Raw genomic sequence first — 25,168 nt, forward strand, 5'->3', positions numbered from 1 at the left:
GCAAGCTCTGAATTGAAGCCCCAGTAAACGGCGGCCGTAACTATAACGGTCCTAAGGTAGCGAAATTCCTTGTCGGGTAAGTTCCGACCTGCACGAATGGCGTAACGATCTCCCCGCTGTCTCTGATGTGGACTCAGCGAAATTGAACTGTGTGTCAAGATGCACACTTCCCGCGGTTAGACGGAAAGACCCCATGCACCTTTACTATAGCTTCGCACTGGCATCAGGATTGAGATGTGCAGGATAGGTGGTAGGCATTGAAGCGGGAACGCTAGTTCTCGTGGAGCCTCCCTTGAGATACCACCCTTCTTACTCTTGATGTCTAACCGCGGTCCGTTATCCGGATCCGGGACCCTGCGTGGTGGGTAGTTTGACTGGGGCGGTCGCCTCCTAAAGTGTAACGGAGGCGCGCGAAGGTTGGCTCAGAGCGGTCGGAAATCGCTCGTTGAGTGCAATGGCAGAAGCCAGCCTGACTGCAAGACTGACAAGTCGAGCAGAGACGAAAGTCGGTCATAGTGATCCGGTGGTCCCGAGTGGAAGGGCCATCGCTCAACGGATAAAAGGTACGCTGGGGATAACAGGCTGATGATGCCCAAGAGTCCATATCGACGGCATCGTTTGGCACCTCGATGTCGGCTCATCTCATCCTGGGGCTGGAGCAGGTCCCAAGGGTACGGCTGTTCGCCGTTTAAAGAGGTACGTGAGCTGGGTTTAGAACGTCGTGAGACAGTTCGGTCCCTATCTGCCGTGGGTGTAGGAGATTTGAGAAGAGTTGCCCCTAGTACGAGAGGACCGGGGTGAACGTTCCACTGGTGGACCAGTTATCATGCCAATGGTAGTGCTGGGTAGCTATGAACGGACAGGATAACCGCTGAAGGCATCTAAGCGGGAAGCCCCCTTCAAAACAAGATCTCCCTTGAGAGCCGTGGAAGACCACCACGTCGATAGGCCAGAGATGTAAGTGCAGCAATGCATTCAGTTGACTGGTACTAATTGCTCGATAGGCTTGATTTGATCCAGAAAAAGCAAGGTTCATATGAACCAAGCATTCGGAAATAAAGTCAAAAGCAAACATCACTACGTCACAAAGTGACGGCAGTGTAAGAACATGGAACAATGATAAAGCCGCATAGCTTTATCACTGATGTTGTTACTTCCTGAATACCTCAGGAAAACGTTTCTTTCTCGGTTTGGTGGTCATAGCGCGAGCAAAACACCCGATCCCTTCCCGAACTCGGCAGTTAAGTGCCGCCGCGCCAATGGTACTGCGTCTTAAGACGTGGGAGAGTAGGTCACCGCCAAACCTAGTAAGAAACGTATCTCTCATAACGATGACAAAAATGACCCCAATCCTACACAAGGGGCACTATAGGGCCCAACAAAGCGCCCAACCGTCGCGGGGTGGAGCAGCCCGGTAGCTCGTCAGGCTCATAACCTGAAGGTCGTAGGTTCAAATCCTACCCCCGCAACCAAAATCCTAAATGATATCAAAGACTTAAATGTTGAGCGTTTCGCTTGTGTATAAGCACACCCGTTTTACGTCAACGCCACGTCAACGTTTACAGAGCCCCCCTGAAACCCAGGGGGCCTTTTGCGTTTGCGACGGGGCAATCCCCCGTGGCAACATCGCCGAATGATCGAGTTCCGCACCCTTCCCAATGACCATCCAGACCTCGCGCAGTCGCCCTTGCTGTGCGCGGCGCTGCTGACGCTGCTGACGCTGCAGTATGCGCAGGAGCACGGCGCAATCGGTTTGACTAAAACGAAGGCGTTCAAACGCGTCTTTGTGCATTGGGCGGTAGAGCATTTTGATTGGCCTGGAAGCAGCGCTGAAGACATGTTCCGCTATAACAAGGTCATCAATGAGTATGAGTTCCTGCCGCTCGAAGTGCTGCACTACTTGCTGATCACCCTCCGTTTGGGGCGTCACTTCAAAGGCGATTTTAAGCTGACCAAGCGCGGCGCAGAACTGGCGCAGACGCCGGGCAAGCTGTTTGCCGAGCTGATCCCCTTCTTTGTCCTACGGCTCGATCATGCGTCCTACGCCCGCTTTGAAGAGCGCCCCTTCGGCAAATGGGACGTCTGGGTGAGCCCGCAGCGCGTTGATCGTCTGGGTGCGTTGTCGAACCAGTAGGTCGCGGGTGCGATAAACCATAGCCGCCCCCTGCTGTTCTTCGCTTTTCACCGCAACGAACCGCATAGTTGGCCGAGACGCGGCCTCGGCAATCGCCTCCGCATCGGCCATGTCGTTCTTCTGGCGCTTCACAAACGGCTTCACGTAGGCCGGTGGGATGGTAATCCCCCCCGAAAGTAAGGGGCTGCGGAAGTAGAATTTTCTCGGCAAGATGAACGAGGAGATTTTGAATGAAAATGACCAGATATAGCGAACCCCAGATCCTTGCGATCCTGCGCCAAGCCGAAGGTGGTGTGCCGGTGGCCGAGCTTTGCCGTGAACATGGCATGAGCAATGCGTCGTTTTACAAATGGCGTGCGAAGTATGGTGGCATGGATGCATCCATGGTCAGCCAGATGAAAGCCATGGAGGAAGAGAACCGCAGGCTGAAGCGGATGTATGCAGATCTGAGCATGCAGGCGGACTTATTGAAGGAAGCCCTCGGAAAAAAGTAACGGGGCCATCTCAGCGCCGCGAGATGGCCGAAACGGCGGTAGAGCGACGGGGCGTCAGCATCGCGCTGGCGTGCCGGGCCTTCGAGGTCAGCGAGACCTGCTATCGTTACAGCCCGAAGCTGAAAGACGAGAACGAGGTGATCGCCGATCTGCTGACAGGGCTGACGGATGCGCGCAAGACTTGGGGATTTGGCCTGTGTTTCCTGCATTTGCGCAACGTGAAGGGGCATCCGTGGAACCACAAGCGGGTCTACCGGATCTACTGTGAGCTGGAACTGAACCTGCGCATCAAGCCGCGCAAGCGGCTGAAACGGGAGAAGCCTGACGTTCTGGCGGTCCCGAACAGACCGAATGTGACCTGGTCCATGGACTTCATGGCGGATCGCCTCGGCGACGGCAGGGCTTTTCGGCTTTTGAATGTGTTGGACGACTTCAACCGCGAAGGGCTGGGGATCGAGGTTGATTTCTCGCTCCCTGCCGAACGGGTCATCCGCAGCCTTGATCGCATTATCGAATGGCGCGGAAAACCGGGCACGATCAGGGTCGACAATGGGCCGGAATATATCAGCGAAACACTGAGAAAATGGGCTGAGAAACATAGTGTTACGATCCAGCACATCCAACCCGGACAGCCCCAGCAGAACGCCTATGTCGAGCGCTACAACCGGACGGTTCGGCATGAATGGCTGGATCAATACATCATCGAAAGCATCGAGGAGGCTCAGGATCAGGCCACACAATGGCTCTGGACATATAACAACGACCGCCCGAACATGGGCATCGGCGGCATCACACCCGCTATGAAACTGAAAATGGCCGCGTAAGTTCTACAGATGCACCCCGTTAAAAAGGGGGCGATTACCCTATGCATCGATCATGTGCGGCAAACCCTCAGCGTATCTGAGCGCAGGATTTGCCGCACACTCGGCCAACATCGTTCGACGCAGCGCAAAGTGCCATGTGGCTTGCCTGATGAAGAACGGCTTACCGAGGATATTATCGCATTGACGAAAGAATTCGGACGATACGGTTATCGTATGATCGCGGGTCTGCTGAATAACGGCGGCTGGCACGTAAATCATAAGCGCCCCTCTCGCGGTTTGCGGGCAAACCGCTGCCGGGCAACGGTAGAGCGGATCTGGCGACGAGAAGGGCTAAAAGTCCCGCAAAAACAACCAAAGAAGGGTCGGCTCTGGCTGAATGACGGCTCTTGCGTCCGGCTGCGGCCAGAACGCCGCAACCATGTTTGGTCATACGACTTCGTTCAAGATCGCACCCATGACGGGCGCATCTTTCGCACGTTGAATATCATTGACGAGTTCACCAAGGAGGCCCTAGCTATCAAAGTCAAACGCAGGCTCAATTCAACGGATGTGGTCGACGCGTTGACTGATCTGTTCATACTACGTGGCCCGCCCGAGTTTATAAGGTCCGATAATGGCGCCGAATTTATCGCCAAAAAGGTAAGGGCTTGGATCGGGGCGGTAGGTGCTAAGACAGCCTTCATCACGCCAGGATCGCCTTGGGAAAACGGATACTGTGAAAGCTTCAATGCCCGCTTCCGCCCCTCTCACGGTTTGCAAGCAAACCGCTGCCGGGCAACGGATGAGCTGCTCAATGGTGAGGTCTTCTACACTTTACGCGAAGCGCAGATCCTGATCGAGCGCTGGCGCCACCATTACAATACTGTCAGGCCCCACAGCGCCTTGGGCTATCGCCCACCGGCGCCGGAAAGCATGATGCCGATAGACCAGAGGCCCACCATGCACTAACATTCAAACTGGACCACCCGATGGGGGCACTCCACAGTGATCCAGATTCTAATTGTTTAGCGTCGATCGCTGCGGATGGTTCAGCGACCTGATATCGCACTCATCAGGCGGCGACTGACACGCTAAAAAGACGGCCCGAGAAAGCCAAGCTCAAGTTACAAGTCTTCACAAAGCGTTGTCCAGAGAACTCATTGCTGGACTTTCAGTTCAGCCAATCCCCAAAGTAACAACACGCAACGCAGGGGGGCAGGTGCAGGATCGTTTTGATACGGAAACTACGCTGATCGAGTGTCTTGTCGCCGGTGACAGGTCTGCGTTCGAACACGTCTACAGGATGCACAACGCATCCCTGATCCGTGTCGGTGCAGGGATCGTGCAAAACCGGGCCACTGCGGAAGAGGTCGTGCAAGATACTTGGATCGCGGTACTGAAAAACATTGCAAAGTTTGAGGCACGGTCATCGCTCGCCGGATGGATATTCACAATCCTGATTAACAAGGCCAAGACCCGTGCGCAGCGCGATGGGCGGTCCGTTTCCTTCGATGGCGGCGGCGAGGACGATAATCTTGCAGCCGCTTTTGATGGGCGCGGGCGTTGGAAAGATATGCCCGAGCTGTGGGAAGAGCTGACACCCGAACGTATTTTGGCTGGACGAAATGTCTTGAACCATGTGAATGCGGCGATTGACGCATTGCCAACGGGGCAGCGCGCAGTTCTGATCTTGCGCGGGCAGCAAGAATTGGAACCGGCAGAGGTTTGCGCGATTTTGGACATAACAGAAGGAAACATGCGGGTACAGCTGCACCGTGCGCGACTGTCTATACGCAGAACTCTTGATGGCCTGATGTGAGAGGTCTTTTATATGTTGGTCATTGGAACTTATTTTTGCGAAACCTGTAACGATATGCTTAGCCACGTGTCTTATCATCGTGAAGCAAAGGAAAAGGACACCGTAAGATGCTAAGCTGCAAGGAAGTAGCGGCCCGCGCCAGCGACCTGATCGATGGGGAACTGAGCACTTGGGAATCGCTCCAGATGCGCCTGCACCTCGCGATGTGCAAAGGCTGCGAACAGTTTGTCAATCAGGTGCGCACAACGCGTGATTTGACTAGAATTGCTGTGGCACAGTCAAAGCTCGACGAGGCCGATGATGGCCGCATCAGCGCAATCCTCTCGACGCTTCGCGAAGGCAAGTAACAGGGCGGCTAAGGCCCCCGCGAAAGGACCATAAAATGAATAATATCGTAGCTGGCCTTGTGGCCGGGTTTGTAGCAACTGTCGTTTTGTCACTGATGATGGTGGCCAAAGGAATGATGGGCGTGATGCCTGAACTGGACGTGATCGCCATGCTCAGCGCGATGATGGGCGTATCTGCTCTTATTGGCTGGCTGGGCCATTTCATGATCGGAACACTGGCTTGGGGTGGTGGTTTCGCCCTGCTTTACGCGCTGATCCCGGGCAATACCGCTTTGGTCAAAGGCATCGTCTTTGGCATAGCCGCATGGCTTGGCATGATGATGATGGTGATGCCGATGGCAGGGGCTGGCCTCTTTGGCATGGCCTTTGGAATGATGGCACCGATCATGACACTGGTGCTGCACATTGTCTTTGGGGCAGTGCTTGGAACCGTGTTCCACATGCTTGCGGCACCGAAAGCCGCCTTTCACTAAGGGCCGCGTCGAACAGCTGGGGTCGGCATATGGCCGATCCGGCCTTTTGAATTGGAAAAACCATGCATAGCGAAAAAATCCATTTTCCGGGGGCTGGCGGAGCTATGCTTGCGGCCCGGCTTGATCTGCCCGAAGGCCCGGTACGGGCGGCTGCAGTGCTGGCGCATTGCTTTACCTGCTCCAAAGACATTGCTGCGGCGCGGAGGATTTCGGGGCGATTGGCAGCGTTGGGCATCGCCGTTCTGCGCTTTGACTTTACCGGCTTGGGGCATTCTGCGGGGGAATTCGCCAATACCAACTTTTCGTCAAATGTTGCTGATTTGCTGGCCGCCGCTGCGTGGATGGATGGTCGGGGGATGCCTGCGCAACTTTTGATCGGGCATTCATTGGGCGGCGCTGCGACCTTGAAAGCAGCCCCTCAAATCAAATCGCTGCGGGCGGTGGTGAGCATCGGCGCGCCGTTTGATCCCGCGCATGTGGCGCATAATTTTGGTGGAAAGCTGGACGAGATCCGCGACAAGGGTAAGGCCATGGTCAGTCTTGCAGGGCGCGATATTGAAATTCGGCAGCAATTTTTAGACGATGTTTCGCAAGCGTCACTGGCCGACGCCCTGCCGCGTTTGGGGGCAGCCTTGCTTGTTCTCCATGCCCCGCGCGACGCGGTCGTTGGCATTGAAAATGCCAATGCCATTTTCAGTGCGGCCAAGCACCCGAAAAGTTTTGTCTCGCTGGATGATGCCGATCATCTAATCAGCCGCGAGGCGGATGCCGAATATGTGGCTGACCTGATTTCAAGCTGGTCATCGCGCTATCTGGACATGGCCCCTGAACCCGTCAAACCCGACTTCCCAGAAGGCGTCGTGCGGAACCCCGAGGCCGAGGCATCGGGGTTCCGGCAAGATATCACCATCGGCGGCGTGCATCAGTTGGTGGCGGATGAACCCACCTCAATGGGCGGTACCGATCTGGGGCCAAGCCCCTATCAATTGCTATCGGCAGCTCTTGGTGCCTGCACCACGATGACGATCAGGCTTTATGCCCGCCGCAAGGGCATCCCGCTGGATCATGTAGCCTGCGATGTGGCGCATAACAAATGCCACACCGAAGACTGCGAAGATTGCGACAAGACCGAACCCAAGATTGATGTCTTCCACCGTGACATCCGGCTGGAAGGCGATTTGACCGTCGATCAACGCGCGGCCCTTTTGGCCATCGCCGATAAATGCCCGGTGCATCGCACGTTGCACGGGCAGGCGATCATCGAAACCAAACTGACCTGACGGGCCGCGAGAGGAACCACCCATGACACCGACCGACGTTCTGGCACTGACGGCAATGCCGCCATCCAACCCAAGCTATCCGCGCGGACCCTACCGCTTTATGGGGCGGGAATACTTGATCATCACCTACGAGTCTGACGCGCAGGCCATCCGTGCGATGGTGCCGGAACCGCTAGTGCCCGATGGATCAAACCATGTGCATTACGAATGGATCACCATGCCTGACAGCACCGGCTTCGGGTCGTGTCAGGAATCTGGGGTGGTCATCCCCTGCCTGCTGCATGGCGAGCCGGTGAACTACACCGCGATGATGTTTTTGAACGACGAGCCGCCGATCTCGGCCGGCCGCGAGATCTGGGGCTTTCCCAAACGCTGGGGTGAACCAAAGCTGGAGGTGCGCACCGATACGCTGACCGGCACGTTGCACTATGGCGGCGAGCGGGTAGGCCAGCATCAAACCTGCAAAAGTGGACAAGTAGATAAATGGCGCAATCCATGCCCCTTCCATCATCAGCAGAGTCAGCCCGATCTCAACCCCCGGCACGAAAGGTGTGGCTATCAAAACGGCGTAGACCACAAGCAGAACCGCCATCATCCAGATTTGTGCGCCGGGATGATCATTGTGGGCCAAGTTATTGGCCCAGTTAATCAAAAGATGAGCGCCATAGGCCAGCGCAATAAGAAGTGCCAACCGCAAGGCACTGCGCAAAAAAGCGGTGCCCCTACCCGGCGTCTGCGGTTCAATAGTCATGTGATTCCCATCGGCAGCGGTCAAAGGCCGCGTAGGATAAAAGTGTGTCTTGGCCTGCGGGACCTATCAGACGCGAACAGCCTTCAAACCGAGTTTGGTTTTCAAACGCCGCTATGGTGCCTCCGGAGGGTGTGCCGTCCTTGACGCAAAGCGTTTCATTCGGGGCCAACATTGCACTAACCCGGTCGCCATCGTGGTTTTCTGCAGTAAAAAGTAGTGCTGATGTTGCGCCATTCGTTACGCAAATTTGCCCTGCAAGCATTTTGCAGGGAAGTAGTGCAACCAAAAGAACCGCAGAGAAAGCAATTGTCACTAGGTGCATTTAGTCCGTTGAAAGAGTTTTGCCTAATTATTGATAAGTAGGGGAGAAAACACAGTGTATTGCTTATTTTAGAACGGGTGGACATTAATCGCGTTTCTGCTGCCTGGCACACTTAAACGTGAACGCCTTTGGTGAAACAACGCCCCCTCTCGGTAGTCTTAAAGATACATTCAATGGGAGGAACTAATATGAAACGATCAATGATATCCGTTGTTCTGGCGGTCGCTTTGGCGGGGAATGCAGCGCAAGCGCAAGACATGCCGTTTGGATCGCAAGCCGACGCAGACTATGCAAAGCTGATTTGGGACGTGATGAAGGCCAACAAACTCGTTGGCCCCGGCATGATCCGAAGCACGCCATATGAAGGGACTGATCCGCACGGTATGATGCTGGAAACCTTCTACACAAAAGCCACGATCGGCGACCACGAGGGGGACCTGATCGTCAAACGCAATTTCGGCCCAGAAGGTGTGACAGCAGATCAAGCCCTGCGCGAACCGGAAAAACATCTTGGGGCCTACACGGTGATGTTTCGCCGTGAGGCGGGCTATGACCCCGAAGATAAGGACTGGTTCTGGGTGAAATATCTTCCAGACGGCGCGCTAGATAAAACGCCGGATGGCATGGCATTGGCGGGTCAGGTTGCCAAAGGCATGGATGAGGGTTGCATCGCCTGCCACAAAAGCGCGGGTGACGATATGGTTTTCACCTCTGACCATCTAGCCAACTAGGCCCGCGTGATCCAGCCAGCGTCGGGGTCTTATGTCGTCAGTCCTATCCGCGTCCCTGCTCTTGGGATTGATCCTCGGGATCTCGGCGCATCGGGCCGGGCTTTGCACCGTCAAGGCGGTGGCCGAGGTGCTTACCACCCGGCGTGGCTGGTTTTTGTGGTCCTTCGCCAAGACTTCGTTGTGGACGATGGCACTTTTATCATTTGCCGGGGCTTTGGGCATTGCCCCAACCTTGGGGCAATGGCCGTTGAACGGCCCCGCACTGATTGGCGGCGTTTTGTTTGGCTTAGGTGCCGGGGCAAACGGGGCTTGCAGCTTCTCAACGTTGGCGCGGCTGGCCGAAGGGCATTTGGTAATGCTGTTCACCCTTATCGGGTGGCCGATAGGAATGGCCGCTATCCATCTGGCGATTCCCGATCTGCAATATGCACCACTCGCCGCACGGCATTTATCGGGCTGGTTGCTGCTGCCACTAGCACCTTGGGTGCTTTGGGAGGTGACGCGCATCTTCAAGCGATTTGGTGATGAGGGCATGGCGATGTTGCAATCAGCGCATTGGCCGCTGTCATTTTCCGTCGCGGTGATTGCGGTCGCCAATGTCGGGTTGCTGTTGCTGACCGGACCTTGGTCTTTTACCTCGGCGCTGATCTGTACGACCCATGCAGTCCCGCTTGCCAGTTGCGAAAATCCGTCATCGGTGTTTGCGATCTCAGCAGCCGCTGCAATAGGCATTGCTGTTTCAGCGATGCTGCGCGGCTCGTTTCGCATTCGCCGGATCAGGCTTGCAGCGGCTTTGCGGCATGGGTCTGCTGGGGTGGCGATGGGGGCTGGGTCAGTGCTTATTCCTGGCGGCAATGACGGGCTGATCCTGTTTGGTATGCCAGCCCTGTCGCCTCATGCATTACCCGCTTGGCTTGGTATTTGTTTGGGGAGTGGGGTCGCCCTTGTCATCTTGCGCGCCTTTGGTCGGCCATTGATGGCAATTCGCTGCAATAACGACATTTGCCGCGCGACCCTGTAACAAATCCGCGTTTGGGCGGGTCCCTTGTACTGAGGCGATGATGAATAGGGAGATGTTGCATGACCACAGCGCGAACAGGGTTATTGGACCGTTTCGGTCATGCATTGGCACGCAAGCTCAATCGACCCAGCCAAGGCTACAAGCCCTTCACACCGTCAGATCTTGACACGCTTTGTCAGGCCCTGCGTCCCGGGGACGTGTTGCTAGTGGAGGGGCGTGAGAGAATATCAAATGCCATCAAATACTTGACGCAATCCACTTGGTCGCATGCGGCAATGTATGTTGGTGATCAATTACCAACATCTAGCGAAGCCGGTGAAAAACATAGGCTGGTTGAAGTCAATCTTGGCGAAGGCTGTGTCAGCGCCCCGTTGAGCAAGTATGTCAATTACAACACTCGGATATGCCGCCCCGTTGGCCTGACACCCCAGGAATGTGCCGCTGTGACAGATTTTATGACGGCGCGGCTGGGGCTGAAATACGACTTGCGCAACATCTTTGATTTGTTGCGCTATTTTTTTCCAACGCCACCGGTTCCGGTACGCTGGCGACGGAAAATGCTGGCTTTTGGCTCCGGCGATCCGACGCGGGCAATTTGTTCTTCGCTGATTGCCCGGGCGTTTCAATCGGTACGCTACCCCATCTTGCCAGACATCCGTGAGGTTAAGGCGCGACCAGGATCGAACTACGCGCGCCATGAGATTTTACACATCCGGCACCACTCGTTGTTCACCCCGCGCGACTTTGATCTGTCGCCCTATTTCAAAATCATCAAACCGCATCTGGCGCCGGGGTTCGACTATCACTTGTTGGAATGGAGCGACAGCGAACCTGCCGACGCCTTACCGCCGCAAGGCACAAGCGGCGAGGCTGCATAGCAAAACACAGGCTGCCGCCATCACGCCGAACCAACCAAAAAACCAAACCCGACCCGCAATTGCGTTTTCGGCCAAAGATGCGGCAAAGATCAGCTTGCCTTGAGATATAGCATATACCGTGGCCAACAGCCCTATACCCGCAAGGGCGGCCAAAACTGCTGGACGCACCCCCGACATTCGCAAGGCCGCATAAATGCCCAAGCCGCCAAGGCTGCCGATACCGCCGGTTTTTACCGCCCACAACGGATGTGCGCCCAGTGCTTCGGGTAAGCCAAGCACACTGGCCATAATCATCGCTAAGGTGATGGCCAGACTTGCCAGATGCTCAAGTCTCATATGGTCCTCATTCCTTGCAATTTAATCCCGGCGCGCATTACACCGCCTGTCTGGTTGCCAACCGTCACGGTGCATATGTTTGCTTTTGCAGGCATGTCAGATAGCCGCTTTATTCAATTTCCAAGCATCCAAACCCCATCTGGAAAGAACGCATGAAACGCAAATGCGAACGGAATGTCATGGACCACGTCGCGACCTGCGGCATCGCGTACGCGAATATTACCCACCTCTGCCCCCGCACCAATGTTGGCGCTATCCAAGGCCGAGGCTTGGCCCTTTTGCCAAGTGATCGTTACGCCAGCCTCGGTCAAACTGCCCGCTGCCCGCACCCGTTCCATAGGCCAAGCCCGATTGCCAACGCGGATCACACGGGCCAAGGGTGCGATGCCATGCGGCGGCGGCGCTCCGTCATAAAGGAACGGCTGGATTGAACTGTCATAGCTGACATAGGGGTTCTGCCCATAGGCGCGGCGCCAGTTGGGTTCGTCCATTACCTGACCATCGGGATGGGCTGCGCGGAAACTTTCCCAGCTTTCCATCCATGCGGGCAACTGCGTCAATTCCTGACCCGCGTAATATCCGACGATGCCCAACCCAGTCGCTTGCTGCCACCAGCTTTCGCTTTCTCGGTCATACATCACCATATCTGAATTGCGCAGCAGGCCCGACACACCAAAGCTGAGGGTCTTGCCGTTCAGGCGACGGGAAAACACGATACCGGTGTTGCACAGCGGGCAAAACGTAACCGCAATCGGCTGGCCTTCAACCGTGTCGTTCACAATTTCATGCCACATCAGATAGCGCACCGGATAGGCTCGCGCCGTGGCACCATCAGGGGCGAAAGTGATCACCGGCTCACGCGGAGCCAGACGGGTTTCCTGTGCTGCCGGGCGAAAGCCGGGGTCCGACAGTGCCGGAATGCCGTCCTTTGGCGGGCCGCCGGACATCACCTCATCCATCTGGATCGTGCTGCGACTGAAATCGGTGTTCGGCCAGGCGGCGCTAAAATCTTGCGCCGTTGCGCTGCCCGCGATCACGAGCGACATCACGGTCGCCGCCAAAATGCTGCGAAAGGGGGGGCGCTCAAGCATGGGCGGGCACAGATGCAGAGCGCAGCCAGCGCGATACAAAGGCATCCGCCGAAAGCCGCCCGCCACCAACAACCATCAGCATCACCATCAAGACAGCCCATAGCAATCGCTGGTCGGCAATCAGTCCGTAAGGATCGGTGTCAAAAAACGCCCCGACGGTGGCCGCGTCAATTCCGTGGCCATAAATGTCGGTAAGGCTCATAACCGCCACAAACCCGATCATCCCAAAGGCGGCCAGCCGGGTGCCAAGCCCGATCAGGATCATCAGTGGCAGCGCCAGCTCTGCCAGCGTTCCAGCCAAAACAACCAGCTTCAGCGCCACAGGCACCTGTGAGGCATCATAGCCGACCGACTCCATGTAGGTTGGCAAGATTTGCACATAGGCCCCGGTCGAGAGCCCAAAGCCGTCGACCTTGGTTAGAAGCGAGTTCAGAAAAAATGGCAGCAGCACCGAAGCAAATGCCAGCCGGACAAGCAGCGAAAGCGCAGAGCCGGTCCGGTCGGAGACCTGAGATGAGGCTGAAAACAGCGGGGCGAACATGGCAAGCTTCATGGGTCTGTCCTTTTCAATGTGGTTGTGGCATCGCCTGCAGGGCGCAGGTCGCAAAAATAGCGGCAAAGATTGCGCCGTGATCGGCATTGGTGGGCAGCGCCTTTCGCAATGGCAAACCGGCGGCAAGCGCGTCCATTGTGGCGCAGGTTCCCGCAGGGGCTGCGACTTGCAACACCATCATCGCGGGGCGGCACAACAAAATCTCGCCAGCCGGATCGTTGGCTTCGGTTTGACCATTGTGACGGTTCCAGATGGCCAGCACGGGTTGGGCGTCGGTCAGCCATCGCGCTGAGGGGTGCGGTCGCAACCGCAACCCGCCCAATTTCTCTGGCGATACTTCGGCCAGTGCTGTGGGTTCCAATGGCGTGGCATCCGCCGCATGGGTGGCGTGGCGCCGCAAAGCCTCCAACCGTGCCACGCCCGGAAGATAGGGCAAGCTGGAAACGGGTGCGAAGGTCACAAGCCAATCTGCAAAATCATCGCCGTATAACGCCATAATCGGCAGCCGTGGCGGATGGTGGCGCAGATATTCGCGCGCCATAGCCGAAAAGAATTCGGGCCCAACAAGGTCGCGCACCACAGGGAAATTCGCGGCGAGCGCGTCGGTCAATCCGACGGTGACGTTGTTGCGATAGATGTCATAACGGCTTGTGGCCTGGCGGCCGGATGCGTCAATCAGGTCGGCAGGCCGGGGCAATTCCGGTGCGGTCAGGGCTGCGGCAAATTCGGAAAATGTGATCATGCCGCTTTCCTGCCCTGCAAAAGCGTTGCGGCACGCGCGGCTTCGGCCTCAAGCACGGCAAAGGGCGGCACGTCATTGTCCCATTCGATCAAGGTCGGCCTTGGCCCTGTTAGGGCGATCACATCGCCATAAAGCTGCCAGACCGGATCAGCCACTGGCGCACCGTGGGTGTCGATCAGCACAGGCGTGCCGGCGTTGTCGATTTGCGCGTCATGTCCGCCAAGGTGAATTTCCCCGACGGCCTCTAGCGGAAAGTCCGCGATATAGTCGCGCGGGTCCAATCCAAGATTGGTAGCCGAGATGAAAACATTGTTCACATCCAGCAAAAGCCCGCAGCCAGTGCGATCAACGACGGCGGCTAGGAAGTCGGTTTCGGAGAGCGTACTTTCGGTAAAGCGCAGATAGCTGGAGGGGTTCTCCAGCAACATCTTGCGGCCCAAAACCTGTTGCACCTGATCAACATGGGCCGAAACCAATGCCAGCGTTTCAGCGGTATAGGGCAGCGGAAGCAAGTCGTTGAAATAGGCACCTTCATGGGTGGACCAGGCAAGATGCTCGGAAAAGCTGGCGGGGTTCAGCCAATCGACCAAATGGCGCAACCGCGCCAGATGGTCCCGGTCCAGCGCGGCCATGCCGCCAATTGACAGGCCGACGCCATGCACCGATATCGCAAAGCGCGTGGCCAGATCGCGCAGCATCGCCAGCCGAGGGCCACCGTCCAGCATATAATTCTCGGCGTGAATCTCAAGCCACCCAACAGCGCCGGGCGTGACCAGATCGGAAAAATGCTCGGATTTGAAACCGACTCCGGCAGTGTTGGGCAGAGCGTTGATCATGGGGGTACTCGGACGTTAAGGGGGATTTGAAGCCGCCATCCGAGGCGGCTTCAATCAGGATAATGCTTCAGGCTGCGGGAAGATCCCGCTCCAGGGCTTCCATGGCGCCGGTGCGCGCAACGCCGTCAGCCGAAGCAGGAAGCTCCATGGTCAGACAGGTTCCCGCGGGTACCATTTTCCACGAATTTCCCTGGTAATCGACCTTCGAAGTGCCTGCACAGGTGGTGCCAGCGCCCGCCGCGCAGTCATTCTGCCCCGCCAAGGCGACGCCAAAGCACTTTTCCATTTCCTGGGCCTGTGCCGGCCCAGCGAAATGTGCCGCCAAACCAGCTGCCAAGGCGCCAGCGATTATCAGGTTTTTTGGATGACTCGTCATCAGGTTTTCTCCAATTGAACAAAGCAAAGGCACCAGCGCCTTCCCTCATATGACACGCCAGTGCGCCAGCCGTTACACAGGTCACGAACAGGTGAACCATGGCGTTTCAACCGCAGATCGATATTTCTCTGAGCCTGCACTCGTCATCTTTCAGCGTACTGAAAAAAGCCCCGACAATTTTCCTGTGCTTAGGAATGGTTGCGCGCGAATTAATCCTTGCCGTCCAGGCATGTGCATCACGTCTTCAAGACGCCCCTGTGGCGAAGTGTGCTAAAGCTCGACACCGATGACATGCTGCAGCCGGTGAAGGTTCAGTAAGCCGCTGACGGGAGCGGACGTTCGCGATGGATGCAGCGAAGGTCTAAAATGAGCCCAATATGACCGAAGCTGCGGCACGCACGAGGGCCCGCTTTCGGTGTCTAGTTCCAACGACAAATAAGGTTTTCCCGTATGCTCTACCAACCTCAGCCAGTAGAGCATACATTGATCGCGAGTTATCTTATTTAAGGCCAGTCTTTTGGTTTTGTACGGTCAAGTTCCGGGGTGATCGGGATAAATTCAGCGTCGTCACCGGGCGGCAATTTGAACGGGCCGTTTTCCCAGTCGCCTGCTTTCCAGTCTTCCTTTGCCTGCTCGATACGGTCTTTCGAGGATGAGACGAAGTTCCACCACAGATAGCGCTTTTCGTTCAGCGTCGCACCGCCAAGGGCCATGAAACGTGCGCCCTTTGGACCTGCCTTTAGCGTCATCTTATCGCCTGGGCGGAACACCATCATGCGGCCTTTTTCAAACAGGTCACCAGCAATTTCGACGCTGCCTTCACTGACATACACACCGCGATCCTCTTGATCGTCGGGCAGCGGAAAGGACTTTCCTGCCTCAAGCACGACGTCCAGATAAAAGGTTTCCGACTGCATCGTAACAGGGCTGGTTTCGCCGTAGGCAGTGCCGAGGATCAAGTGCGCGCGGGTGCCTGTGTCGGTGATCAGCGGCAGGGCGCCTTCCTTGTGATGTTCAAAGTCCGGCTCCATTTCTTCTTTGTCCGATGGCAAAGCAAGCCACGTCTGGATACCGAACAGTTTGTTTTGCTTGGCGCGTGTCGCGTCGCTGGTCCGCTCAGAGTGGGTGACGCCTTTGCCCGCCGTCATCCAGTTCACCTCGCCGGGATAAATCATCTGGTGGGTACCAAGGCTGTCGCGATGTTCGAATTCCCCCTCATAAAGGTAGGCTGTGTCTTGATATCGTGTTGGTCGGCCTTCGTTTTGCCAGAAATGGCCAATATCCCACTCTGGTCGCAATAAACCGGAGGCCTCCGTGTCATTGAAGCAAACCAGAAACATCAGTCAGCACGCATTCCGTGAGTTCCTCAATCGGATCATCCACCTTACCCCACGACAGATCGAGGATCTCCTTTCACGGACGCACGATGTCCGTCAGAGACGGGCGGCACTGGCTGAAATAGAGACACGAACAGAACAAGAACGCAAGTGTCCGTATTGCAGCGAAGATGGTCGCCAGAAATGGGGGCAGACACGAACCGGTGTGCAGCGATATCGTTGCGACTGCTGTTTGCGAACTTACTCTGGGCTGACCGGAACCCAGATCTGCGGACTGCACCGGCACGATCTTTTCTTGGAGGTTATTCGGAATATGCTATCGGACACGCCCCTCTCGTGTCGCAAGCTCGCCGCGCGTCTTGGGCTTACGAAAGATACGATATGGCGGTGGCGGATGATCATTCTGGAGTCACTTGCAGAGGCTTGTGACAAGGATTTCTCTGGCGTTGTGGAGGTCGATGAGACCTATCAGCGAGAAAGCCGGAAGGGCTCTCGTGAATGGGCAAATCACGCGGCTAACTCTAACCAGCATCCCGCGCCGCCTCGGCCGCAGTGGTATGTTTATCGCAGCGGACGGATCAAGATGGCACGTGGCCTCTCGCAGTGGCAGATTCCTTTGCTGACGGTGATGGATCGGGGCGGCAGGCGTCTCTTCGCACCGATCGCAAACCGTCGAAACCGGACAATCGAAATCGCTCTGGCGCCGATTGTTCCAGATGATGCGGTGTTATGTAGCGATGGTATGAGGGCATATCGCGCTTTCTGCAAAAAGCACAGCCTCACACACTACGAGGTCTCGAACAAACCTGGGAAACGTGTCGTCGCCGGTGCGTTTCACATCCAGAACGTCAATGCGTTGCACGCGCGATATGATGCTTTTATCCGGCCGTTCTGCGGACCAGCGACGAAATATCTCCATCGCTATCTGCGCTGGTTCCTTCTTCGCGCCAAGATCAAGCCCGAAGCCGCATTTCGGAGCATCCTCGCAGCAGCCTGAATAGGAAGCGCGAACATTCCCAACACGATATAGCGACACAACCTAAAGGTAAGTGACGGTTCCCAACCCGATATGCGGGTGCGGGCGCACATCGATGCCGCCCTCGTCAATGAACTCAGCCGGACCCATTTGGTCGAAGAAGATGAAAGGACCGACCATCTGCCGGTCGGGAGCGGGCAATGCACGGCGTACGTCGAAGCCGCCAATGTCACGTGCGCGAGGAATAATCAGCGTTTCGATACTATTGGTGTCAGACTCAGGGCATTCAGGGTTTTGGATCGGATTCCAGCTCATAACGGCTCTCCTATTGGGGCGGCGGTGGCATAAAGGCACACTGGCGGTGAATTTACCGCCAGCGCTTTGGCACTTATGGTGCGAGGTCGAAGAATAGAAACTCTGCGTCTTTGCCTTGATCAAACGTCAACGCGCCTGTTCCGTCAATCGCGAGTCCATCACCTTTGTTCAAAATGATTTCGTTTACGCGGACCGACCCACCTGCGACTTGAACCCATGCTTTTCGTCCCGCAGTCAGGTCCTGCGTGATCATTTGATCCCCGCTCAATGTGGCCGCGTAGACGCTGGCATCGGCTTGCGTTTTCATCGACCCGTCACGTCCATCTTTTGACAGAAACAGCTTCAGTTTGCCGTCTTTGTCAGCAGACGTCAGATCCATCGTATCATAAGTCGGCTGCGTGTTTTCCACCTCGGGCACCAGCCAGACCTGCAAGAAGCGCATTTCATCGGTCGCAGATGGGTTAAATTCAGAGTGCGTCACACCTGATCCTGCGCTCATGTATTGCACGCCACCTGTCCCAACGACCGAGCCGTTGCCCATGCTGTCTTTGTGCTCAAGCGCACCACCCATCACATAGGAAAAAATCTCCGCGTTCTTGTGGGGATGCGCGCCAAATCCTTTGCCGCCATCGACAAGGTCGTCGTTGATGACGATCAGATTGCCGAAGCCAAGATGGTTGGGGTCGTAATACTGACCAAAGCTAAAGCTATGCGCGGACTTGAGCCAGCCAAAGTCAGCTTTACCGCGCTCAACGGCAGGCCGCTTGGTGAAGGTAAGGGCGTTTTGTGTCGTGATATTCTGATGACGTGTCATATGTTCATTCCTTTTGAAAACGCATGCCAAGGGGCTGCGTATTAGGCGTCGCGCTTCAACGCTCCTGTTGTTCCAACCAATTGCGCCACGGTCGCCTTCAGCATTCCCGCAGTCATGTCTGCGGTCAGTGCGCCACCCTTGTCAAAGGCGTTGAAACCGTCTGACACAGCGACTTGGCTCGGCACAACGGTCACACCGATGTTACTCAGCATCATGCGCAATGGCACAAGGCCGCGCAGTCCGCCCAAAGCACCAGGGGATACGGAGCCGATGGCTGCAACCTTACCCTGAAAGGCCCAGAGGCCCGGTTCGTTTTCAGTATGAGGGCGCGAAATCCAGTCCAGCGCGTTTTTCAATAAGGCAGAGATCGAGCTGTTGTATTCAGGCGATGCGATGAAGAAGCCGTCGTGTTCAACGAACAACTGCTTCAGGCGTTTGGCATTCTCAGGCAAGCCTGTGTCCGCTTCGATATCGCCATTGTAAATAGGCATGTCAAAATCTGCGAGGTCGATCAAAGTGACCTCTGCGCCAGCTTCTTTTGCGGTGCGCGCAGCCAAGGCTGCGAGCTGTTTATTGGTGGACGCCTTGCGAGCACTGCCCGCGAAGATAAGGAGCTTTGTCATTGTCTTGGCTTTCTGTGTTATCTTTGTTCTCAATTTAGGGCTTTAATGCTTCTGGCAAAAACCCATCGACCACTGGCAGCTTGCGCAAGGCAAAGGCACCGCCACCTTGAGCCGTGACCGCGACAGCGAGGGCCACCAGCAGCAATGGGAATTCCCAACCGCCATTTGGTGCGCTAAACAACCAGCCGTTCGCGGCGTGGGCCCAGACAGAGCCAATCAAAAGCGGCAAGGAAAGCGCTGCAACAAGGCGGGAGTAGAGGCCCAGAACAAGGGCAGTACCGCCCGCAAGTTCTGCGAAAATGGTCAGATAGGCCGCAATCGCAGGCAGTCCCAGGCTGTCAAAATAGCCAACCGTGCCGGGGATTGTGAAAACATAGACCTTCAAAAGCCCGTGGGCTAGGAGGACAACGCCAAGGGAAACGCGGACAATGAGTGCGCCGTAGTTGAGTTCGTTTTGCTGTTTCATAATATTCCTCCAGAAGTGGGTAACTTGTTCTGGAACCGATATTGCATGTGATGATTGAATTGATAATACTGTCGCTTAGAAGTTTACTCATTCCATTTGGTTGATAATGATATGGATCACATCTCTCGCGTTGGCGTATTTATCGCTGTGGTTAAGGCCGCTAGTTTTGCAGGCGCCGCGCAGGCTTTGGGCATCACCAGCTCTGCGGTGTCCAAGCAGATCCAAAACCTTGAACAGGATTTGCAGGTCAAATTGCTGAACCGCACGACCCGAAATGTGTCTCCGACGGAAGAAGGAACGCTGTATTTTGAGCGTGCGGCGCGAGCTTTGGAAGACTTGAAAGAAGCGGAAGACGAGATCAACGAGCTAAAGTCGCGCCCCCGTGGTCCGCTCAAGGTCAGCCTGCCGCAAAGTCTTGGCATCAAATATTTCGGTGATGCTATTGCGCATTTCGCAGCTCAATATCCAGAGGTTGAACTGGACGTGAACCTCGATGACCGACTGGTAGATGTCGCAGCCGAACGGTTCGATCTGGTCGTACGCATCGGATATTTAAAGGATACATCATTAATCGCCCGACGCATGGCAGACTGCCCGCTCGTACTTTGCGCTAGCCCCGAATATCTTCGCACTCACGGAACGCCACAAATCCCTGCCGACCTTACAAAACACAATGCCCTCGCATTCACCGGAAACCGGGGGCCGCATGAATGGCGATATACCAATAGCGCGGGCGAGATTGGTCAGGTTGCGTTGCAGGGCAGTTTCAAAGCGGACTCTGGTGCCATTTTGTGCCGGGCCGCGTTGCAGAACATCGGGATCGTTCTGCTTCCGATCTTTTATGTTGCCGAACATCTGGAAAGCCGCCGCCTCCAACATGTGTTGCCTGACTTCGCAACATCGCCCAAACGAGAAATCTACGCAGTGTTTCCGCCAAACCGGTTTCAATCGACAAGGTTGCGTCTGCTTGTCGACCATCTGGTTGCAACTACAAAGCAGCTTCCTTGGCTGACTTGAACAAGACCCAAACATGGACCTCGGCTGCCGCAAGAATGAGTGTTTTACGACAGTACCGATTCCACCAGAAAGCAGCTGTTGAATGGATTACAATGAAGGCACGTTTTGTCCGGCAGTGCGGTCATTCAAGCTGAATGCCCTGAATGACCGCACCGCTGCAACTGGTCCTATCGCGCACGCTTGTCAGCCACCGACCAGACGACCGACCCAATGGTCAGCAACGCGCCAATCACGGGCTCAACATCAGAGGCTTCGACATATCCCTTGGCGACGAGAGCAGTGCCAGCGACCGTCAGAACTTGGCGCAGCAGCGCCAGAATTGCAGGTTTCAGCATGATTTTCTCCTGTTCAGATTTCATTGGTGGTTGCGAGGTATTCGCCCGGCCTCATGGTTGGCAGGCGCTGCGGACGGGGCGGAAACGTTGCTGGCCAGCGCGCGCCGAGCAGGCGTGACTTGGCGATGCGGGCGATGGTGACGGCATCGGATTGGTTGCCGCCGAGCACGTAGAAATGCGTGTCGTCCTGACCGATGGCGAAGCCGACATGACCGCCAGACCCGCGGGCGAAGACCAAAACGGCGCCTGTCACCGGCTGGACCGCTTGCCCGAACAAGAGCCAGTTTCGCGCCCAATAGGGATTGATCCCCAGCGCACCTAGCAAAGGCTCGTCCGGTAACCCCATACGAATGCAGGTTTCCACGAAATCGCCGCACCAAGGGTTTTTTGACGGGTCGCCCAAACTTCGGCCATCGCGTTTGAGCCAATCCATCAACCAGGACCGATCGCGGGCCTCGTGGCGGCCAAACGCGGATTTGGCTTCAGTGATCCAGGGCAATGGGCCCAGCGGTGCCTGGGAGGCCGCGCGACCATTGGCCGCCAGCAGTGCTTTTATTGCGCGGGCTGTGCGCGACCCCCAGAGACCATCGATAGTGCCAGGGGCATGCCCCAGTTGTTGCAGGCCGTTCTGGATCAGCCGGATGGGGTCGCGAGTGTCGGTCGTCATGATGTGGTTCCTTTCGCCCGTCACCGGGCAAGAAAAAACCCGCCATGAAGGCGGGTTCGGGTGGGCTATGTAAAACGGTGCGGCGCGCAGCTCAGCCACCCTGGCCAAAAACCTTCATCTTCAGCGCGATGCCTGCGAGCAGCGTCAAGATAATACCAGTGGTGATGAGTTGAACCGCGCTTTGAACGGCGGTGCGACGCACAAAGCGGATGGCATCGAGAAGGGCGCGCAGATCCCGGATATCGGGGGCGGCTTCCTTGCCATCGAGCCCGACATCGGCGAGGGCGCGCTTTGCGCCTTCTTCTGCCGCCCGGGCCAGCAATTCCTCAAATTCGACATCGGGCATGCGGACGTGGTTCTGACCGGACCGGTGCGGGCTCATGCCGAGACGATCCCGACTTCGCTTGGGAGCGTGAGGCTGGTCCAGGCGCTGTTGTCGGTCGGGTTCACGGCCCAAGTGGAATAGAATGCCTTTGGCGCGACCATCGGCACGGTCAGGGGCGGCGCGTCATAGTTCACGCCGCCTAGAGCACCTTGCGCCCAATCCGTGTACAAGGCGGGCCAAGCTGGCGGGCCTCCCATCTGGCGAGGGTATCGCTGGCAAGCCCGAGTTCACCAGCCAGTTGTTCGCGGCTGATCCAGTCGGCCAAAAGGTTCAGAGGTTTATCCTGCGGGGCAGGGACCGTGGTCTGCATATCAAGCTCCTATCCAAAACCCGGCAGATGCCGGTTTCAGAGACAGCCAAGCAGATGGTCAGGGGCGGAACCTAGGCGGAGACCGGAATTGAAACGCCGGAATCAATTCCGCTCTTGTTTTATTGATATTTTACGCTTTGTCCGGAAAGCAGACAGGAAAAGCCGCCCAGCGCCGTTCCGCTGTTTCCGGTAACGCCGGGCAGATATGTTTGCATGATCGAGGTGGTGGCCGATTTATTCTGGCTTTCGACACCATGGATCGGAGCAGAGCGGCTGAAGCCCGGCAAAGGCTTGTTCCGGTTGAGGGTCGGGCGACCGCGCCGGTTCAGGGAAGTGCCGGAAAATCGCCGCGGGGAGCCGCCCGCAAGGCAATCGCCGATACGATCGAAGAATGGGTTGCATTCTTATCGGAAAACGATGCTGAAGCGGCTGCGGACTTCTACTACGAAATCAGTATGCTCGCGACGGCTGGCAATCGCCGCCGCATCGCAAAACACGCGACTATGCCCGAGGGCGTCTTTGAGCGCGTTGAAGATGATCTGCGCGAGCAGAAGGAAGAAGCCGAACGCGAAGCCGCGAAAGCACAGGCCAAAGACAATGGCGACGATAGCAACGAAAATGTCCCTGCGTAAAACTTAACTGACAACATCAAAGAAAGTTCGCCAAAGTCCAAATCCCTCCCCCGCAACCAAAATCCTAAATGATATCAAAGACTTAAATGTTGAGCGTTTCGCTTGTGTATAAGCACACCCGTTTTACGTCAACGCCACGTCAACGTTTACAGAGCCCCCCTGAAACCCAGGGGGCCTTTTGCGTTTGCGACGGGGCAATCCCCCGTGGCAACATCGCCGAATGATCGAGTTCCGCACCCTTCCCAATGACCATCTAGACCTCGCGCAGTCGCCCTTGCTGTGCGCGGCGCTGCTGACATTGCAGTGCACACAGGTCCACCGGTTTGATATGTTGGAAGTGAGCGTTCTAGACTCTGCCAATGAGTTTTTAGAGATAGTTTTGCGGCAAAGGATTTACGAAAGTGGCAATCTACGAACAGTCTACAAAAGACCTTCTAATAAAGTGGGCGGAGGAACATCTTGCACCCGGTCAGGTCTTCTCAAAAAGCGAAGCAGTAGAATGGTTTGGCAGTCGATATCCTAAAACAAATATAAATACGGTGAAGCTGCCGTTTATGTGTACCGTACACGCGCCGCACTCACCTTGCCCGCAACCCAGCTTTGCGCCGATTAGTCCCAGTTGTTCGCGTAGAACGGCGTTGTTGCCCAAGTCCGTCGACGGAGGATTCACTTTGCGAATCCATGCTGTTAGACGCGGTGCATGAGCAAGCCATCTCCCGCCCGCTACCGCACGACGAACTGGTCCAGCTACAACGTGTCGCTGCGCAAGCGGGGGGCGCTGCTGATCTGGGTCGACAAGGACATGGTCTGGCGCGCACCGCGTGACGGTCGACCCGGACGGCCTGTGGTATTTTCCGATGCTGTGATCGGACGCGACCGCAAGATCGCCCAATCGGTGCTGGTCTGGGACGGCACAGGGCGGCATCCCGCGCCGCTTGCGGCTCAGATGGCGCAGCAGGCCGGATCCGAGGTGACGTTTGCCACCATCGACGGCGGTTTGGCTCAAGATCTAACCTATGCCGAGGTCACGCGCTGGAAAACCGAATTCGCCCGCATGGACTTGCGCCCCTATACGGACATGCGGTTGGTTTCCATTGCGCGTGGGTCAAATAAGCTGGTCGCGACGCTTATCAATGAACTGACGCGTCAACACACCGAACTGACGGTCGATCAGGTAATCGTCGATATGGGAACGGTCCCGGACAACGAGTTGTTCAACGCGTTGCGCGAGGTGGCCGGGAATGGCGGCGTTACCGATATCAAGTCGCTGATCGCGAACACGCCGCAGCCTCGCGGGCAATTAGGGTACGAGCTGCACCGAATTGGCGATGCTCAGGCCAGCCGGAACATCCACACCGCGATCTATGACGCGTTTCGGCTTTGCCACCAGTCATGATCCATTAACATTTTCGAAACGTAGTCGCCACGACTGAGCACCAGCCGGTCCTTTACCCAAATGATCTGCGACCGCTCATTGAGGAGCTGTGACTGAATCTGGTGTTTGGGCGGTTTGAAGGTTGGCGGCGTATCTGGTTGCTTTGTTGTTGAGAGACAGCAGCCCAACCAAAGGAGATACACCACCATGGAAACGACTAACATTGTTGAATTTGCGCGTCGAGACGGGGTGACGGACGCACTGACGGATTGCGGTGCGGGAAAGCTCTCAGTTCTCTCCGATGTCGGTACGGCGATTTTTGGGCTATCAGGAAGGCGACGCTATCGATTGGGTGGTCAGAGATCGCACGCGCCGGATCCGCATCGAGAAGGTGATCTACCAACCGGAATCCTTTGGTGACCTTCACCTCTAGGCCCTCATCCATCAATTTCCTCAAATCAGCCCCCTTGAGAATGACGATCGCTCATCCGCTGCCCCCTTCTCGGCGTGTAAACACGCCTTCCAGCCAACGGATGCTTCTGAACCCATTTGTTCAAAGTCGAAAGACCCACGCCCAAATCTGATGAAACTTACGGTCGTGGTAGGCGACTTGTAACCGCACTGCATCACGCCGAAACGCGTCTGTGTATCTCGGTGCCATTCTTAATCACTTTCATAGCAAACATTGCTCGAAAGAGACAGGAACTAAAACGGGGCACGACCAGAGGTTGCGTCAGAGTTAGGCGCTGGCGCCAGTCCGTTGCACGTTAATCAACCCAGCGGTGGCGAGAACACCAGCAATGAGTGCTAGGAAGAACGATAGGACTGCCCCCAAGGGTTCTAGCAGAACTGCAAGCACAAACGTGAACGCAACAGGGCTGAGAACCCCCAGTATAACAGCTCGCAAGGTCGATATTACCATAGCCGCG

Annotated in this window: 27 protein-coding genes, 1 tRNA gene, 2 rRNA genes and 9 pseudogenes (1 of these 39 cut by a window edge); 21 read left to right on the forward strand and 18 right to left on the reverse strand. The window is 56.3% G+C overall.

All coding sequences use genetic code 11. The features are described 5' to 3' along the window. The 4 genes and pseudogenes from EOK75_RS19275 to EOK75_RS19290 form a co-directional block, all read left to right on the forward strand. A 23S ribosomal RNA gene (locus EOK75_RS19275) occupies positions 1-1,014 on the forward strand (it extends 1,820 nt beyond the left edge of the window). 175 nt (positions 1,015-1,189) lie between these two features. After that, positions 1,190-1,304: ribosomal RNA gene (rrf, locus tag EOK75_RS19280) — 5S ribosomal RNA — on the forward strand. A 91-nt stretch (positions 1,305-1,395) separates the two neighbouring features. Then, positions 1,396-1,472 (forward strand) — tRNA-Met (locus EOK75_RS19285). A gap of 161 nt (positions 1,473-1,633) precedes the next feature. Beyond that, a pseudogene (locus EOK75_RS19290) lies at positions 1,634-2,107 on the forward strand (hypothetical protein); the annotation flags it as partial. Here EOK75_RS19290 and EOK75_RS19295 read toward each other — a convergent pair. Continuing rightward, positions 2,087-2,293, reverse strand: a pseudogene (locus tag EOK75_RS19295) (IS110 family transposase); the annotation flags it as partial. The pseudogenes EOK75_RS19290 and EOK75_RS19295 overlap by 21 nt on opposite strands. A 71-nt stretch (positions 2,294-2,364) precedes the next feature. On the opposite strand from EOK75_RS19295, the gene EOK75_RS19300 reads away from it, so the two are divergent. The 10 genes and pseudogenes from EOK75_RS19300 to EOK75_RS19345 all read left to right on the forward strand — a co-directional run bounded on the left by EOK75_RS19300 (position 2,365) and on the right by EOK75_RS19345 (position 11,053). Then, positions 2,365-3,452 (forward strand): IS3 family transposase gene (locus EOK75_RS19300; protein ID WP_137192138.1). Its coding sequence is split into 2 segments (ribosomal slippage): positions 2,365-2,626 and positions 2,626-3,452, totalling 1,089 coding nucleotides; the frame shifts between segments, so codons are not numbered across the junction. Positions 3,453-3,494: 42 nt separating this feature from the next. Then, positions 3,495-4,400, forward strand: a pseudogene (locus EOK75_RS19305) (IS3 family transposase); the annotation flags it as partial. Positions 4,401-4,650: 250 nt separating this feature from the next. After that, complete coding sequence (locus EOK75_RS19310) at positions 4,651-5,250, forward strand: RNA polymerase sigma factor (RefSeq protein WP_168199307.1); 600 nt, start codon at positions 4,651-4,653, stop codon at positions 5,248-5,250. 107 nt (positions 5,251-5,357) lie between these two features. Next, positions 5,358-5,597 (forward strand): zf-HC2 domain-containing protein, encoded by a 240-nt coding sequence (locus EOK75_RS19315; protein WP_137195628.1) that lies wholly within the window; start codon positions 5,358-5,360, stop codon positions 5,595-5,597. A gap of 35 nt (positions 5,598-5,632) precedes the next feature. Then, the gene (locus tag EOK75_RS19320; RefSeq protein WP_137195629.1) at positions 5,633-6,070 is read left to right on the forward strand and encodes a DUF6789 family protein; all 438 of its coding nucleotides are present in this window, start codon (positions 5,633-5,635) and stop codon (positions 6,068-6,070) included. A gap of 62 nt (positions 6,071-6,132) precedes the next feature. Continuing rightward, positions 6,133-7,350 carry a bifunctional alpha/beta hydrolase/OsmC family protein gene (locus EOK75_RS19325; protein WP_137195630.1) on the forward strand — a complete coding sequence of 406 codons (1,218 nt, stop codon included), beginning with the start codon at positions 6,133-6,135 and terminating at the stop codon, positions 7,348-7,350. Between the two features lie 22 nt (positions 7,351-7,372). Further along, complete coding sequence (locus EOK75_RS19330; protein WP_137195631.1) at positions 7,373-8,245, forward strand: acetoacetate decarboxylase; 873 nt, start codon at positions 7,373-7,375, stop codon at positions 8,243-8,245. A 366-nt stretch (positions 8,246-8,611) separates the two neighbouring features. Further along, positions 8,612-9,154, forward strand: coding sequence for a hypothetical protein (locus EOK75_RS19335; RefSeq protein WP_240794099.1), 543 nt, complete (start codon positions 8,612-8,614; stop codon positions 9,152-9,154). Positions 9,155-9,185: 31 nt separating this feature from the next. After that, positions 9,186-10,175 carry a YeeE/YedE thiosulfate transporter family protein gene (locus EOK75_RS19340; protein WP_137195632.1) on the forward strand — a complete coding sequence of 330 codons (990 nt, stop codon included), beginning with the start codon at positions 9,186-9,188 and terminating at the stop codon, positions 10,173-10,175. A 59-nt stretch (positions 10,176-10,234) separates the two neighbouring features. Next, positions 10,235-11,053: a YiiX/YebB-like N1pC/P60 family cysteine hydrolase gene (locus EOK75_RS19345; protein WP_137195633.1), complete on the forward strand. Its 819-nt coding sequence runs from the start codon at positions 10,235-10,237 to the stop codon at positions 11,051-11,053. Here EOK75_RS19345 and EOK75_RS19350 read toward each other — a convergent pair. The 7 genes from EOK75_RS19350 to EOK75_RS19380 all read right to left on the reverse strand — a co-directional run bounded on the left by EOK75_RS19350 (position 11,018) and on the right by EOK75_RS19380 (position 16,327). Further along, complete coding sequence (locus EOK75_RS19350) at positions 11,018-11,389, reverse strand: hypothetical protein (protein ID WP_137195634.1); 372 nt, start codon at positions 11,387-11,389, stop codon at positions 11,018-11,020. The genes EOK75_RS19345 and EOK75_RS19350 overlap by 36 nt on opposite strands. Positions 11,390-11,502: 113 nt before the next feature. Next, entirely contained in the window at positions 11,503-12,480 is a 978-nt protein-coding gene (locus EOK75_RS19355) for a DUF3179 domain-containing protein (protein WP_137195635.1), read from the reverse strand. Further along, positions 12,473-13,033 (reverse strand): DoxX family protein, encoded by a 561-nt coding sequence (locus EOK75_RS19360; protein ID WP_240794100.1) that lies wholly within the window; start codon positions 13,031-13,033, stop codon positions 12,473-12,475. The genes EOK75_RS19355 and EOK75_RS19360 overlap by 8 nt, the downstream gene beginning before the upstream one ends. Before the next feature lie 13 nt (positions 13,034-13,046). Further along, positions 13,047-13,775, reverse strand: a complete 729-nt coding sequence (locus EOK75_RS19365) for an HvfC/BufC N-terminal domain-containing protein (RefSeq protein WP_137195636.1) — start codon at positions 13,773-13,775, stop codon at positions 13,047-13,049. Beyond that, positions 13,772-14,611, reverse strand: a complete 840-nt coding sequence (bufB, locus tag EOK75_RS19370; protein ID WP_137195637.1) for an MNIO family bufferin maturase — start codon at positions 14,609-14,611, stop codon at positions 13,772-13,774. Before bufB ends, EOK75_RS19365 begins: the two co-directional genes overlap by 4 nt. Positions 14,612-14,678: 67 nt before the next feature. Next, positions 14,679-14,987, reverse strand: a complete 309-nt coding sequence (locus EOK75_RS19375) for a BufA1 family periplasmic bufferin-type metallophore (protein WP_137195638.1) — start codon at positions 14,985-14,987, stop codon at positions 14,679-14,681. A gap of 503 nt (positions 14,988-15,490) precedes the next feature. After that, positions 15,491-16,327, reverse strand: a complete 837-nt coding sequence (locus EOK75_RS19380) for a pirin family protein (RefSeq protein ID WP_137195639.1) — start codon at positions 16,325-16,327, stop codon at positions 15,491-15,493. On the opposite strand from EOK75_RS19380, the pseudogene EOK75_RS21955 reads away from it, so the two are divergent. Both EOK75_RS21955 and EOK75_RS19385 read left to right on the forward strand, forming a co-directional pair. Beyond that, positions 16,302-16,556 (forward strand): annotated as a pseudogene (locus tag EOK75_RS21955) (hypothetical protein); the annotation flags it as partial. The gene EOK75_RS19380 and the pseudogene EOK75_RS21955 sit on opposite strands and share 26 nt — an antisense overlap. Further along, positions 16,530-17,261: pseudogene (locus EOK75_RS19385) on the forward strand (IS1595 family transposase); the annotation flags it as partial. The pseudogenes EOK75_RS21955 and EOK75_RS19385, both read left to right, overlap by 27 nt. 105 nt (positions 17,262-17,366) lie before the next feature. Here the strand turns inward: EOK75_RS19385 and EOK75_RS19390 are convergent. The 4 genes and pseudogenes from EOK75_RS19390 to EOK75_RS19405 form a co-directional block, all read right to left on the reverse strand. Then, positions 17,367-17,615: pseudogene (locus EOK75_RS19390) on the reverse strand (pirin family protein); the annotation flags it as partial. Positions 17,616-17,688: 73 nt separating this feature from the next. Beyond that, complete coding sequence (locus tag EOK75_RS19395) at positions 17,689-18,429, reverse strand: pirin family protein (protein ID WP_137195641.1); 741 nt, start codon at positions 18,427-18,429, stop codon at positions 17,689-17,691. 41 nt (positions 18,430-18,470) lie between these two features. Beyond that, positions 18,471-19,052 (reverse strand): NADPH-dependent FMN reductase, encoded by a 582-nt coding sequence (locus EOK75_RS19400; protein WP_137195880.1) that lies wholly within the window; start codon positions 19,050-19,052, stop codon positions 18,471-18,473. Between the two features lie 34 nt (positions 19,053-19,086). Beyond that, on the reverse strand, positions 19,087-19,518 hold the full coding sequence (locus EOK75_RS19405) for a DoxX family protein (protein ID WP_137195642.1): 432 nt from the start codon (positions 19,516-19,518) through the stop codon (positions 19,087-19,089). 96 nt (positions 19,519-19,614) lie between these two features. On the opposite strand from EOK75_RS19405, the gene EOK75_RS19410 reads away from it, so the two are divergent. Beyond that, entirely contained in the window at positions 19,615-20,535 is a 921-nt protein-coding gene (locus tag EOK75_RS19410) for a LysR family transcriptional regulator (protein ID WP_137195643.1), read from the forward strand. Between the two features lie 167 nt (positions 20,536-20,702). On the opposite strand, the gene EOK75_RS20970 is transcribed toward EOK75_RS19410, so the two are convergent. The 5 genes from EOK75_RS20970 to EOK75_RS19425 all read right to left on the reverse strand — a co-directional run bounded on the left by EOK75_RS20970 (position 20,703) and on the right by EOK75_RS19425 (position 22,232). Beyond that, positions 20,703-20,870 carry a Pam3-gp28 family putative phage holin gene (locus tag EOK75_RS20970; RefSeq protein WP_168199308.1) on the reverse strand — a complete coding sequence of 56 codons (168 nt, stop codon included), beginning with the start codon at positions 20,868-20,870 and terminating at the stop codon, positions 20,703-20,705. A 13-nt stretch (positions 20,871-20,883) separates the two neighbouring features. Next, positions 20,884-21,537, reverse strand: a complete 654-nt coding sequence (locus EOK75_RS19415) for an NlpC/P60 family protein (RefSeq protein WP_137195644.1) — start codon at positions 21,535-21,537, stop codon at positions 20,884-20,886. 91 nt (positions 21,538-21,628) lie between these two features. Then, positions 21,629-21,919: a DUF6127 family protein gene (locus tag EOK75_RS19420; RefSeq protein WP_137195645.1), complete on the reverse strand. Its 291-nt coding sequence runs from the start codon at positions 21,917-21,919 to the stop codon at positions 21,629-21,631. Continuing rightward, entirely contained in the window at positions 21,916-22,056 is a 141-nt protein-coding gene (locus EOK75_RS20975) for a hypothetical protein (protein ID WP_168199309.1), read from the reverse strand. Before EOK75_RS20975 ends, EOK75_RS19420 begins: the two co-directional genes overlap by 4 nt. Before the next feature lie 5 nt (positions 22,057-22,061). Further along, positions 22,062-22,232: a hypothetical protein gene (locus tag EOK75_RS19425; protein ID WP_420821939.1), complete on the reverse strand. Its 171-nt coding sequence runs from the start codon at positions 22,230-22,232 to the stop codon at positions 22,062-22,064. 137 nt (positions 22,233-22,369) lie between these two features. Between EOK75_RS19425 and EOK75_RS19430 the strand changes: the two genes are divergently transcribed. Beyond that, on the forward strand, positions 22,370-22,864 hold the full coding sequence (locus EOK75_RS19430) for a hypothetical protein (protein WP_137195646.1): 495 nt from the start codon (positions 22,370-22,372) through the stop codon (positions 22,862-22,864). Positions 22,865-23,265: 401 nt separating this feature from the next. Next, positions 23,266-23,355: pseudogene (locus EOK75_RS21900) on the forward strand (hypothetical protein); the annotation flags it as partial. On the opposite strand, the gene EOK75_RS21905 reads toward EOK75_RS21900, so the two are convergent. After that, positions 23,334-23,534: a 2Fe-2S iron-sulfur cluster-binding protein gene (locus tag EOK75_RS21905; protein ID WP_420821958.1), complete on the reverse strand. Its 201-nt coding sequence runs from the start codon at positions 23,532-23,534 to the stop codon at positions 23,334-23,336. The pseudogene EOK75_RS21900 and the gene EOK75_RS21905 overlap by 22 nt on opposite strands. 30 nt (positions 23,535-23,564) lie before the next feature. On the opposite strand from EOK75_RS21905, the pseudogene EOK75_RS19445 reads away from it, so the two are divergent. Together EOK75_RS19445 and EOK75_RS21695 are read left to right on the forward strand one after the other, a co-directional pair. Continuing rightward, positions 23,565-23,732 (forward strand): annotated as a pseudogene (locus tag EOK75_RS19445) (IS5/IS1182 family transposase); the annotation flags it as partial. A gap of 774 nt (positions 23,733-24,506) precedes the next feature. After that, positions 24,507-24,672 (forward strand): annotated as a pseudogene (locus EOK75_RS21695) (GreA/GreB family elongation factor); the annotation flags it as partial. Between the last annotated feature and the right edge of the window lie 496 nt (positions 24,673-25,168).

The organism is Pseudorhodobacter turbinis (genome assembly GCF_005234135.1).
Lineage (GTDB): Bacteria > Pseudomonadota > Alphaproteobacteria > Rhodobacterales > Rhodobacteraceae > Pseudorhodobacter > Pseudorhodobacter turbinis.